Origin of the sequence: Planococcus maritimus (genome assembly GCF_001687625.2) — a bacterium.
Lineage (GTDB): Bacteria > Bacillota > Bacilli > Bacillales_A > Planococcaceae > Planococcus > Planococcus maritimus.
Genome location: NZ_CP016538.2, coordinates 1336137 through 1348867 on the forward strand (window position 1 = coordinate 1336137; position 12731 = coordinate 1348867).

11 protein-coding genes are annotated in these 12731 nt (G+C 47.8%); all 11 read left to right on the plus strand.

Annotation, left to right across the window (positions count from 1 at the left end; genetic code table 11):
• The first annotated feature begins 4 nt into the window (after window positions 1–4).
• The 11 genes from BBI11_RS06740 (at window position 5) to uvrC (ending at window position 12690) form a co-directional block, all read left to right on the plus strand.
• Window positions 5–541 (plus strand): CvpA family protein, encoded by a 537-nt coding sequence (locus tag BBI11_RS06740; protein ID WP_068461735.1) that lies wholly within the window; start codon window positions 5–7, stop codon window positions 539–541.
• 61 nt (window positions 542–602) lie between these two features.
• Entirely contained in the window at window positions 603–2306 is a 1704-nt protein-coding gene (gene polX, locus BBI11_RS06745) for a DNA polymerase/3'-5' exonuclease PolX (protein ID WP_068461736.1), read from the plus strand.
• Between the two features lie 13 nt (window positions 2307–2319).
• The gene (locus BBI11_RS06750; protein ID WP_068461738.1) at window positions 2320–4680 is read left to right on the plus strand and encodes an endonuclease MutS2; all 2361 of its coding nucleotides are present in this window, start codon (window positions 2320–2322) and stop codon (window positions 4678–4680) included.
• 21 nt (window positions 4681–4701) lie between these two features.
• The gene (locus BBI11_RS06755; protein WP_068461740.1) at window positions 4702–5115 is read left to right on the plus strand and encodes a DUF350 domain-containing protein; all 414 of its coding nucleotides are present in this window, start codon (window positions 4702–4704) and stop codon (window positions 5113–5115) included.
• Window positions 5116–5342: 227 nt separating this feature from the next.
• Window positions 5343–7034 (plus strand): AMP-binding protein, encoded by a 1692-nt coding sequence (locus BBI11_RS06760; protein WP_068461742.1) that lies wholly within the window; start codon window positions 5343–5345, stop codon window positions 7032–7034.
• A gap of 98 nt (window positions 7035–7132) precedes the next feature.
• Window positions 7133–7717 carry a fatty acid metabolism transcriptional regulator FadR gene (locus BBI11_RS06765; RefSeq protein ID WP_068461744.1) on the plus strand — a complete coding sequence of 195 codons (585 nt, stop codon included), beginning with the start codon at window positions 7133–7135 and terminating at the stop codon, window positions 7715–7717.
• A gap of 18 nt (window positions 7718–7735) precedes the next feature.
• Window positions 7736–8509 carry an enoyl-CoA hydratase gene (locus BBI11_RS06770; RefSeq protein WP_068461746.1) on the plus strand — a complete coding sequence of 258 codons (774 nt, stop codon included), beginning with the start codon at window positions 7736–7738 and terminating at the stop codon, window positions 8507–8509.
• A gap of 20 nt (window positions 8510–8529) precedes the next feature.
• The gene (locus tag BBI11_RS06775; protein ID WP_068461747.1) at window positions 8530–9303 is read left to right on the plus strand and encodes an electron transfer flavoprotein subunit beta/FixA family protein; all 774 of its coding nucleotides are present in this window, start codon (window positions 8530–8532) and stop codon (window positions 9301–9303) included.
• Window positions 9304–9351: 48 nt separating this feature from the next.
• Window positions 9352–10320, plus strand: a complete 969-nt coding sequence (locus tag BBI11_RS06780; protein WP_068461749.1) for an electron transfer flavoprotein subunit alpha/FixB family protein — start codon at window positions 9352–9354, stop codon at window positions 10318–10320.
• A gap of 208 nt (window positions 10321–10528) precedes the next feature.
• Window positions 10529–10843, plus strand: a complete 315-nt coding sequence (gene trxA, locus BBI11_RS06785; protein WP_068461751.1) for a thioredoxin — start codon at window positions 10529–10531, stop codon at window positions 10841–10843.
• A gap of 53 nt (window positions 10844–10896) precedes the next feature.
• Window positions 10897–12690 (plus strand): excinuclease ABC subunit UvrC, encoded by a 1794-nt coding sequence (gene uvrC, locus BBI11_RS06790; RefSeq protein WP_068461753.1) that lies wholly within the window; start codon window positions 10897–10899, stop codon window positions 12688–12690.
• The last annotated feature ends 41 nt before the right edge of the window (window positions 12691–12731 follow it).

Sequence of the window (12731 nt, forward strand, 5' to 3'; positions counted from 1 at the left end):
GGATATGCTTGATTTAATCTTATTAGTATTGCTTCTGGCGGGAATTCTGGTGGGCTTCAAAAGAGGGCTGGTGCTTCAGTTTCTGCACATGGTCGGCTTTGTCGTCGCGCTTATTGTCGCCTACACCTATTATAAACCGCTATCGGAAAACTTTGTGTTATGGGTTCCATACCCAACGGTCGATGAGACATCGCGCTTTGCGATGGCTTTCGAACAATTGAATCTGGACGAAACGTTTTATCAGCTCTTGGCATTCGCACTCATCTTCTTTGCCGTGAAATTTTTGCTGACGCTGATTGCATCGATGTTCGATTTCATCAAATACATCCCGGTGCTTGGATTTTTGAGCCGCGTATTCGGCGCCATTCTCGGGCTGATCGAAGCGCATATCCTGTTGTTCATCGGTTTGTACGTATTTGCGCTATTGCCGATCGATGTGATTCAAAACCAAATCGAAAACTCCGGAATCGCACGTGCCATCCTGGAGCATACGCCTTATTTCTCTGAGAAAGTGAAAGAATGGTGGTATATTTATATGTAGTAGGAACTTCTCTCTTACGAGGGGAGTTTTTTTATGAACCGATTAGGGAGGTTTGTGTTTCATGAACAAGAAAATCATTATCCGCACTTTGGAAAATATCGCATTATATATGGAATTAAAAGGGGATAACCCGTTTAAAGTTTCGGCTTTCCGGAAAGCCGCCCAAGCACTCGAACTCGACCAGCGCAGCTTAGATGAAATCGAAGATGTGACAAAGCTGAAAGGCATCGGAAAAGGGACAGGGGATGTCATTACGGAACTGATTGCGGAAGGGAAATCCTCAGTCCTCGAAGAACTTCAGGAAGAAGTACCCAAAGGGCTTGTGCCGATGCTCAAACTTCAAGGCCTTGGCGGCAAGAAAATCGCCAAGCTCTATAAGGAACTCGGCGTGGATTCAATGGAATCTTTAAAACAAGCTTGCATCGACGGGCGTGTCCAGGCGCTTCCGGGATTCGGCGCGAAATCCGAGGAGAAAATCCTATTGGAGTTGGAAAACTTTGAAACGGACCCGGGACGCCACCCGATCTGGAAAACGGAAGAAACCGTGGCATTCATCGAAAACTTGCTGACGACGATTTCCGATGTTGCGGAGTTTTCAGTTGCCGGAAGCTTCCGCCGGACGAAAGAAACGAGCAAAGACCTCGATTTTATCGTAGCGACCGACGAACCGGCTAAAGTGAAGGAGCAGCTGCTCGCTGGACTGCCTGTCAAGGAAACGATCGCATCAGGCGACACGAAAGTATCGGTCGCCGTAGAAGTAGTCGAGCCGGTCGATGTCGATTTCCGCCTCGTTGCACCTAAAGAATTTGCGACGGCGCTGCATCATTTCACCGGATCCAAAGACCATAACGTCCGCATGCGCCAGCTGGCCAAAGCGAAAAAAGAGAAAATCAGTGAATACGGCGTGGAACAAGAAGACGGGTCCGTCTTGACTTTTGAGTCGGAAGAGGCCTTTTTCGCCCATTTCAACTTGCCGTTCATTCCCCCGACGGTGCGCGAAGATGGCCGGGAAATCGACCGGATTGATGAATTGCCGTCACTTGTCTCGCTCGATGATATCCGCGGCGACTTGCACATGCACACCACTTGGTCAGACGGGGCGCATTCGATCGACGAAATGATCCAGGCCTGCCGTGAGCGCGGTTACGAATACATGGTCATCACCGATCATTCACAATACTTGAAAGTCGCGAACGGCTTGACGCCCGAGCGTCTATTAGAACAAAATGAGACAATACGTGAAGCGAACGGACGTCATGACGGCATCGACGTACTGTCTGGTACCGAAATGGACATTTTGCCGGATGGCAGTTTGGATTTTGAAGACGAAGTGCTTGCGCAATTGGATTTTGTTATTGCCAGCATCCATTCAAGTTTCCAGCAGCCCCAAGAGCAAATCATGGCGCGCATTTTGACGGCGATGAAAAATCCGTACGTCCATATGATTGCGCATCCGACAGGCCGCATCGTCGGAAAACGCGATGGCTATAATCCGGACGTCGAGCAAATTCTCGACTGGGCCAAGGAATACGGCAAGATCGTAGAATTGAACGCCAGCCCTTACCGCCTCGACCTTGCCGTCGAATGGCTGGTCATGGCACAGGAAAAAGGCGTTCCGGTTGCCATCAACACCGATGCCCACGCTACTGAAGGGCTGGATGTTATGGCTACAGGGGTTCGCCATGCCCAAAAAGCGTGGCTGAAAAAAGACAATGTGGTCAATACGTGGCCGCTTGAGAAGCTAAGAGATTTCTTGAAACGATAAAGGAGGAGTTTATATGATCGCAGAGCGCGCATTACGAACTCTCGAATTCTATAAAATCCGCGAAGAAGTAGCGGCATTCTGTACTTCATCACTTGGAAAAGGATTAGTGAAGGAATTGCTGCCGTCTACTGACCTCGCGGAAGTAAACCGCTTGTTAGAAGAGATGGATGAAGCCGCGCAATTAATGCGCATCAAAAATAATGTGCCGATGGGAGGGATTTCCGATATCCGTCCTCACGCGAAACGTGCGCAGATCGGCGGTAGTTTGAGCCCGGTGGAATTGATGGAAGTTTCTTCAACGATCCGTGCGAGCCGGATCTTGCGCCATTTCCTTGAAGCCATCGATGCAGAAGAGGATATCGCCATTCCCCATTTCATGGAGAAAAAAGAAAGCATGCCGATTTTGACGCAGCTCGAACACGACATCAATGCGTGCATCGATGACAACGGGTCAGTGGTCGACAGCGCGAGTTCAGAACTGCGCAGCATTCGCCAGTCACTTCGCGCGCAGGAGGGGCGTGTGCGTGAAAAGCTCGAAAGCCTCATTCGCGGGCGCAATGCATCGAAAATGCTGTCGGATTCGATTGTCACGATCCGCAACGACCGCTTCGTCATTCCGGTCAAGCAAGAATACAGAAGCCATTACGGCGGCATCGTCCATGACCAGTCATCTTCCGGCCAAACGCTTTTCATCGAACCGGACGCCGTCGTACAGGCGAACAATGAAGTACGCCGGCTGAAGCTGAAAGAACGCGAAGAAATCGATCGCATCTTGCTGATGCTATCAGCCAAAGTACAAGAAGTCGCCCACGAACTATTCACTTTGGTCGGGGTGTTGGCGGAAGTCGATTTGATCCTGGCAAAAGCGAAATACGGGCAAGCCCATAAATGCTCGAAACCCAATATGAACACAGAAGGCTATATCAAATTGAAAAAAGCGCGCCATCCGCTTATCCCCCAAGATGAAGTGGTGCCAAACGATATCGAATTCGGCCGGGATATTACGGCGATTGTCATCACCGGGCCCAACACGGGCGGGAAGACCGTCACTTTGAAAACGGTCGGCTTGTCGACTTTGATGGCACAGGCGGGACTTCCGGTTCCGGCGCTTGAAGGGTCGGAGCTAGCCGTATTCGACCAAATTTTCGCCGATATCGGCGACGAACAGTCGATTGAGCAAAGCTTGAGTACTTTTTCATCCCATATGGTGAACATTGTCGACATATTGGAGAAATTTGATGAAAACTCACTCGTCATTTTTGATGAACTCGGTGCCGGCACGGATCCGCAGGAAGGGGCAGCACTTGCCATCTCTCTATTGGACGAAGTGCACGGAAGAGGCGCGCGCGTCATCGCAACGACTCATTATCCGGAACTGAAAGCTTATGGCTACAACCGGGAAGGTGTCGCGAACGCCAGTGTCGAATTCGATGTCGAGACCTTGAGCCCGACATACCGTCTCTTGATCGGAGTGCCGGGACGCAGTAACGCATTTGAAATTTCCAAGCGTCTTGGCTTGCCAGAGCATATTATTTCTCATGCCAAAAGTTTCACCGGGACAGATCGCAAAGAAGTCGATTCGATGATCGCCTCGCTAGAGAAGAGTCGCCGTGAGGCTGAGCAAGATGCGGACCAAACGCGATCTGTACTCGAAGAATCCGAGAGCTTGAAAGAGGACTTGGCTAAACGCTTGGCGGAATACGAGAGCCGCAAAGAGCTGTTAGAAGACAAGGCCAAAGAAAAGGCGCGTAAAATTGTTGATCAGGCACGCGCTGAAGCGGAAACCGTCATCAAAGAGCTGCGTCAAATGCAGTTGAACCAGCAAACTGGCGTCAAAGAACATCAACTAATTGATGCGAAAAAGCGCTTAGAATCGGCCATGCCGGAAAACCGCGTGTTGAAAAAAGCGAAAAAGAAAAACGAACCAGTCGCTTTAAAGCAAAACGATGAGGTGAAAGTGCTGTCCTACGGGCAAAAAGGGACATTGGTCGAGAAAGTCTCCGATACGGAATGGATCGTGCAAGTCGGCATCCTGAAAATGAAGTTGCCTGAATCCGATCTCAGCTACACCAAACCGGAGAAGCAAAAAGAAACGCGTACGATGACCAGCTTGAAGGGCCGGGAAGGCTATACGAAGATGGAATTGGACCTGCGCGGGGAACGTTACGAGGACGCGCTGTCACGCGTAGAGAAATATTTGGATGATGCGTTGCTGTCGAATTATCATCAAGTCTCCATTATCCACGGAAAAGGAACCGGTGCACTTCGTCAAGGAGTGCAGCAGTACTTGAAAAAACATCCGCGCGTCAAAAGCTATCGCTTTGGGGAGCCGGGTGAAGGCGGCTCAGGCGTAACAGTCGCTGAACTGAAGTAAGGGTGGAAGGGGAGCTTGGACATGCTTGAAGAAGGATTCTGGACACATCCGCTCGTAGAGACGGCTGGCTATTTCAGTGTCGTAGTATTATGCCTGATTGTAGCGATGGTCATTTTTGAGATCGTGACGAAGTATAAAAATTGGGAAGAAATCAAGAGCGGCAATTTAGCAGTGGCAATGGCGACGGGCGGGAAAATTTTCGGCGTCACGAATATTTTCCGTTTTTCCATCGAACAGCATACGACACTTTTTGAAATGATCGGCTGGGGTTTTTTCGGATTCGTGCTATTGATCTTTGCGTATCTTCTCTTTGAGTTTTTGACACCTAAATTCAAAGTGGACGAAGAAATTGCCCGCGACAACCGTTCGGTCGGTTTGATATCGATGACCATTTCGGTTGGGTTATCATATGTCATCGGAGCGAGTATTTCATAGGAGTTGGAGCGAATGGAAAACCTCATTAAAATTTTAATCGTTTTTTGTATCTTGTTTGTACTTGTAGGAATTGTTTTCTTATTCATCTTTTAAAAGCGGCCAGTGTGCCGTTTTTTTTATGGAGTAAAAGAAGAAGGAAAATAATGTTTGAAAGCGTTATCATAATTCTTTATAATTAAAATAGGAATATTCTCACGATTCCGACAAAAGAGGGGGAGGTAGAAAGTATGTCCGAAAAACCATGGTTAGCCCATTATCCGGAGGAAGTGCCGCACACGCTCACATACCCAAGCATGCCGGTTCAGGAATATTTGACGAAAGCCTATGAAGACTTTCCACAGAAAACCGCCATTCATTTCCTAGGCAGGGAACTTAGCTACGAAGAGTTATACGAGTCTGCTATGAAGATGGCCAATTACCTTCAAAAGCTCGGTATTCAAAAAGGCGATCGGGTCTCCATCATGCTGCCAAACTGCCCGCAGGCGGTCATCAGTTTTTACGGAATTCTTTACGCTGGGGGAGTCGTCGTCATGACCAATCCGCTTTATACCGAGCGGGAAATCTCCTACCAAATGAAAGATTCCGGTGCTAAGGCCATCATTGCGTTAGATATTTTATTTCCGCGGATTAACAAAGTGATCAAAGAAACGGAACTTGAAAATGTTATCGTCACGGGCATCAAGGATTATCTGACATTCCCGAAAAATCTAGTGTATCCGTTCATCCAGAAAAAACAATACGGGATGACGGTGAAAGTCGAACATCGGGGAATTAATCACCTCTTTACGGAAATCATGAAAACAGCCTCACCGCAAATTACGAAGCCGCCATTCGATTTTGATGAAGATCTCGCGCTATTGCAGTATACCGGAGGCACAACCGGATCGCCAAAAGGCGTTATGCTAACCCATCGAAACCTCATCTCCAATGCAACGATGTGTGACGCATGGTTGTACAAATCGACGCGCGGAGAAGAGACCATCATGGGAATCATCCCATTGTTCCATGTATATGGCTTGACGACAGTCTTGATCTTATCCGTGATGCAGGGCAATAAGATGGTGCTATTGCCAAAATTCGATCCGGAACAAGCCCTGAAAACCATCAATAAGCAAAAGCCGACATTGTTCCCTGGCGCACCGACGCTTTACATCGGATTATTAAACCATCCGGATATTCAAAAATACGACCTCTCTTCCATTGAAGCATGCTTGAGTGGCTCAGCGCCGCTGCCAACGGAAGTACAGGAGAAATTTGAACGCATTACAGGAGGCAAGCTTGTCGAAGGTTATGGCCTAACTGAGACATCTCCAGTAAGTCATTCAAATCTCGTCTGGGGCGACCGGACAAAAGGTTCGATCGGCATGCCTTACCCAGACACAGACTGCGAAATTTTCCTTCCTGGAACAACCGATCCAGTGCCGAACGGGCAGATCGGGGAAATCGCCATCAAGGGTCCTCAAGTGATGAAAGGCTATTGGAACCGGCCGGATGCGACAGCAGCAACAATTGTCGATGGCTGGTTGTTGACCGGAGACCTTGGCTATATGAATGACGAAGGGCAATTCTTTATCGTCGATCGGAAAAAAGACATGATCATCGCTGGAGGGTTCAATATTTATCCGAGAGAAATCGAAGAAGTGCTGTATGAACACGAAGCGATACAGGAATGTGTCGTCGCCGGAATCCCGGATCCGTACCGTGGCGAGACGGTTAAGGCATACATCGTGCTAAAAGAAGGGTATACTGTGACAGAAGAACAACTGGATAAACATTGTCGCGAAAACCTGGCTGCCTTTAAAGTGCCGCGCATCTACGAGTTCCGTAATGAACTTCCGAAGACGGCAGTGGGCAAGATTTTGCGCAGATCCTTAGTGGATGAAGAAATCGCTAAACGCGATGAAGCAATTCCTTCCTGACCTAGGCAAAAGCTTGACACAAATTAAACTAAACGATAATATGAAAATATGAATGAATCGCCATTCATATTTTCATATTTTTTTTGGGTGGTGACAGGATGGTAAAAAAGGATAAACCGAAATATAAGCAAATCATCGACGCTGCGGTCATCGTCATCGCAGAGAATGGTTACCACCAAGCGCAAGTTTCGAAAATTGCCAAGCAAGCAGGTGTAGCAGACGGGACAATATATTTGTATTTCAAGAATAAAGAAGACATTCTCATTTCTGTCTTCGAAGAGAAGATGGGCGTATTCGTCAGTGAGTTGGAGAAAATTATCGCGAAAGACGAAAGCGCCGCGGATCAGCTTGGCATGATGATCAATAGCCATTTCAATTTGCTCGCGAGCGATCTTCACTTAGCGATTGTGACACAGCTTGAATTGCGGCAATCCAATCACGACATCCGCATGAAGATTAATAATGTATTGCGAGGCTATTTAAAATTAATGGATCGGATTTTGGTCAGCGGCATCGAGTCGGGAGAATTTGATCAAAATATGGATATTCGTTTAGCTCGCCAGATGGTTTTTGGTACAATGGATGAGACCATTACTACATGGGTGATGAACGATCACAAATATGATTTGGTCGAACTCGCACCGAAAGTGCAGCGCTTATTGCTTAAAGGCATGCAAGCGTAAAAGGGAGGGGATGAGCAGGTGGAATTTATCAGCTGGAAAAAAGAAGACGGGGTTGCGATTGCAACAATCAACCGGCCGCCGGCAAATGCGTTGTCTCGCGCGCTGATTTTAGAAGTCGATGCACTTCTAGATGAAGTGGAAAATGATTCAGATGTTCGTGCCATCGTTTTGCACGGGGAAGGGCGCTTCTTCTCTGCTGGAGCCGACATCAAAGAGTTCACGCAAGTAACATCAGGGGAAGAATTTTCAAAACTGTCGGCTAGTGGCCAAGCTGTTTTTGAACGCGTGGAAACCTTCCACAAGCCGGTCATCGCAGCTATCCACGGGGCAGCGCTCGGCGGAGGTTTAGAGCTTGCGATGAGTTGCCATATGCGTTTTGTTACAGAAAATGCTAAACTGGGATTGCCGGAACTTCAACTGGGTTTGATTCCAGGATTTGCCGGAACACAGCGCTTGCCACGTTACGTCGGAGTGGCTAAGGCTGCTGAAATGCTCTTAACGAGTGATCCGATTACAGGCACAGAAGCGGTGCAGCTTGGCCTTGCGAACCGTGCTTACGGCGAAGAAGAACTTTTTTCGCAAACGCTTTCAATTGCGAAGAAAATTGCGAAAAAAAGTCCGGTATCTGTCAAAGCAGCGATCGACATGCTTCAGTATTCGAAGCGCGGCGCTTTTGAAGAAGGAGTCAAGGCGGAAGCGGACTCATTTGGTACAGTTTTTGTATCAGAAGACGCGAAAGAAGGCATTAGCGCTTTCCTGGAAAAACGCGAAGCACAATTTAAAGGGAAATAATACTTGGGAGGTTTACGTTCATGAACATTTATGTATTAGTAAAACGTACGTTTGACACAGAAGAAAAGCTGGTTGTTTCCGGTGGCCAGATTCAAGAAGATGGCGCTGAATTCATCATCAACCCATATGACGAGTATGCGATCGAAGAGGCCATTACGGTCCGCGACGCTCACGGCGGCGAAGTGACAGTGGTCACGATCGGCGACGAGGAAGCTGAAAAACAATTGCGCACAGCACTGGCGATGGGCGCTGACAAAGCGGTCTTGATCAATACAGAAGACGATGTGGAGGAAATGGACCAGTCTACGGCAGCTTACATACTGGCAGAGTACTTGAAAGACAAAGAAGCGGACTTGATCCTTGCAGGGAACGTAGCGATCGATGGCGGTTCCGGACAAGTCGGGCCGCGTGTAGCAGATCTTTTGGACATCAACTATGTGACAACGATCACGAGCCTTGAAATCGAAGGCGAAACAGTGAAAATCGTTCGTGACATCGAAGGGGACGCAGAAGAGTTGGAAACTTCTTTGCCTCTATTGGTTACAGCTCAGCAAGGCTTGAACGAGCCGCGCTATCCTTCACTTCCAGGGATCATGAAAGCGAAGAAAAAGCCGCTTGAAGAGCTGGAACTCGATGATTTGGATATCGATGAAGAGGATGTAGAAGCGAAAACGGAAACAATCGAAGTTTACTTGCCACCGAAAAAACAAGCCGGCCGTATTTTGGAAGGCGAAATTCCAAGCCAAGTTTCTGAACTTGTCAGCTTGCTTCGCTCTGAAGCGAAAGTTATATAAACGTACGCCACATTTATTTTTCACATCTACTTAGGGGGTTAACGGACTATGTCGAAAAAAGTATTAGTATTGGGCGAAACGCGTGAAGGCGCTTTGCGCAACGTATCATTTGAAGCAATTGCCGCAGCCAAGAAAATTTCAGGCGGCGGAGAAGTCGTCGCTGTCCTGCTCGGTGAAGCGGTAAGCGAATTTGGAAACGAATTGGTAGCATATGGCGCAGACCGCGTCATCACTGTTGAACATCCACACTTGAAATCCTATACATCTGACGGCTATGGCCAAGCATTCATGGCGGTCGTTGACCAGGAACAGCCAGAAGCGATTGTCTTCGGTCATACGGCAGTTGGAAAAGACCTATCGCCGAAAATTGCATCGAAATTGCAAACTGGTTTGATCTCAGATGTTACGGATATCGAAGGGGAAGGCGCTGACGCTGTCTTTATCCGCCCGATCTATTCCGGGAAAGCTTTTGAAAAAGTGAAGCTGAAAGAAGACGGTGTAGTCTTCATCAGCGTGCGTCCGAATAACATTGCGCCACTTGAGCGCGAAGAGCGTTCTGGCGACGTATCGAGCTTGTCAGTCGATATCACGAACTTACGCACGATCATCAAAAACGTCGTCCGCAAATCCGCAGAAGGCGTAGATCTTTCTGAAGCGAAAGTCATTATCGCTGGCGGACGCGGCGTCAAGAGCAAGGATGGCTTTGGCCCATTGCAAGAACTAGCTGACCTTCTCGGCGGCGCTGTCGGTGCATCACGCGGTGCGTGTGACGCAGATTATTGCGATTATTCCTTGCAGATCGGACAGACGGGGAAAGTCGTTACACCAGATTTATACATCGCAGCAGGTATCTCCGGCGCGATTCAGCACATGGCGGGAATGTCCAACTCCAAAGTCATCGTCGCAATCAACAAAGACCCTGAAGCGAATATCTTCAAAGTAGCCGATTACGGAATCGTCGGAGACCTATTCGACGTTATCCCGTTGCTCACAGAAGAGTTCAAGAAAGTTATGTAATCACAGCAGCCCGCAAATTAGCGGGCTGTTTTTTTCTGCCACTGTAGCGGAATCTCCCTGACTTTAAATACATGGACCGCATCAATTCCAGGCAGTTTAACGGCATCGACAGCCGGGTATGGAAGGACTAGGCAAATAAATAGCTAGCGGAAATCACGTCTGCTATAATCGAAATATAGTTTGGTTATCACTTAAGGAGGAATTATACATGGCAATCGTTAAAGGTACAGATCAGAATTTCAAACAAGAAGTTTCAGAAGGACTCGTATTGGTAGACTTTTGGGCTGCATGGTGCGGACCTTGTAAAATGATCGCTCCAGTTCTTGAAGAACTTGATTCAGACATGGACGACAAAGTGAAAATCGTAAAAGTGGATGTTGATGAAAACCAACAAACAGCTAGCGAATACGGCATCATGTCCATCCCGACACTTCTTTTCATGAAAAACGGCGAAACGGTCGATAAAGTTGTCGGCTTCCGTCCAAAAGAAGCTTTGGCTGAATTGGTTGAAAAACACGCATAATTCCAAAACCGGGTCCCATTCGTGGAACCCGGTTTTTTAAATAGGGTGAGAAAATGAAAAATGAGATGATTCAACATAAATTAGCGGTATTGCCGGATCAGCCGGGTTGCTATTTGATGAAAGATCGACAAGGGACAATCATCTATGTGGGCAAGGCGAAAGTGCTGAAAAACCGTGTGCGTTCTTATTTTACGGGCAGCCACGATACAAAAACGCAGCGCCTTGTTAACGAGATCGAGGATTTCGAATACATCGTTACGTCTTCTGACAAAGAAGCCTTGATTCTCGAATTGACCTTGATCAAAAAGCATGATCCGAAATACAATATCCGGTTAAAAGACAATAAGACCTATCCGTATTTGAAAATTACGGGCGAGCGGCATCCGAAACTGGTCATTACCCGTCAAGTCAAAAAAGACAAAGGTAAATATTTTGGCCCTTATCCGAATGCCTACGCTGCTAGCGAAACGAAAAAGCTGCTGGACCGGTTGTATCCGCTCCGCAAATGCCATACGATGCCGGACCGTGTTTGTCTGTACTATCATCTCGGCCAATGCCTAGCACCTTGTGTTAAGCCGGTGGAGAAAGACACGTATAAGGAAATGATCGATGGCATCAGCCGTTTTCTCAACGGCGGCTTTCGTGAAGTCAAGCAAGACCTGACGGAGAAGATGAGTGAGGCGGCGGAGAATCTGGAGTTCGAACGGGCAAAAGAATACCGCGACCAAATCAGCCACATCGAATCGGTCATGGAAAAACAGAAAATGGCGATGAACGATTTCACCAACCGTGACGTTTTCGCTTACGCGGTCGATAAAGGGTGGATATGCATACAGGTCTTCTTCGTGCGACAAGGAAAGCTGATCGAACGCGAAGTTTCGATGTTTCCTTTATACCGAGACCCGGATGAGGAATTTTTGACTTTCCTTGGACAGTTTTATGAAAAACCGGACCATATCAAGCCAAACGAAATCTTGCTGCAAGAAGCTGAAGATGAAGAATTCCTGAAAGAATGGCTCGGGGCGAAAGTACTTGTCCCGCAACGTGGCAAGAAAAAAGATTTGGTGCAACTCGCGCAAAAAAATGCGGAAATTGCCATCAAGGAAAAATTCCAGCTGCTCGAGCGCCAGGAAGAGCGGACGGTCGGTGCTTGCAACGAACTGGGCGAAGCAATGAATATCCACACGCCTTTGCGTATCGAAGCATTCGATAACTCTCATATTCAAGGAGCGGATGCCGTATCTGCGATGGTTGTCTTCATTGACGGCAAACCATCGAAGAAAGATTACCGCAAATATAAAACGCGCTCTGCCCAAAAGCCCGATGATTATGCAGCCATGCGTGAAGTGGTTCGCAGGCGTTATAGCCGCGTGCTGAAAGATGGCCTGCCCTTGCCTGACTTGATCATTATCGACGGTGGCAAAGGCCAGATTGAATCGGCACGCGAAATCGTTGAAGACGAACTCGGCCTCGACATCCCAATCGCAGGTCTCGCTAAAGATGCCAAGCACCAAACTTCCCAGTTGCTGTACGGCAACCCAATCGAGATGGTGGAACTTAAACGCACAAGCGAAGCATTTTATTTATTGCAGCGCATACAAGATGAAGTCCACCGATTCGTCATCACGTTCCACCGCCAATTGCGCGGCAAGAATTCGATTCAATCCGCACTCGACGGTCTGCAAGGTGTCGGGCCGAAGCGCAAGCAACAATTGTTGAAGCATTTTGGGTCGGTGCGAAAAATCAAAGAAGCGAATGCTGCGGAAATCCAACAGGCAGGTATTCCCGAGAAGCTGGCCGCAGAAATCGAACAGCATTTTAAGGAACAGCCGTTGCAACAAGAATAACTTCATGGTATTGTAAGAACACAATTGAATCACTTTTGAAA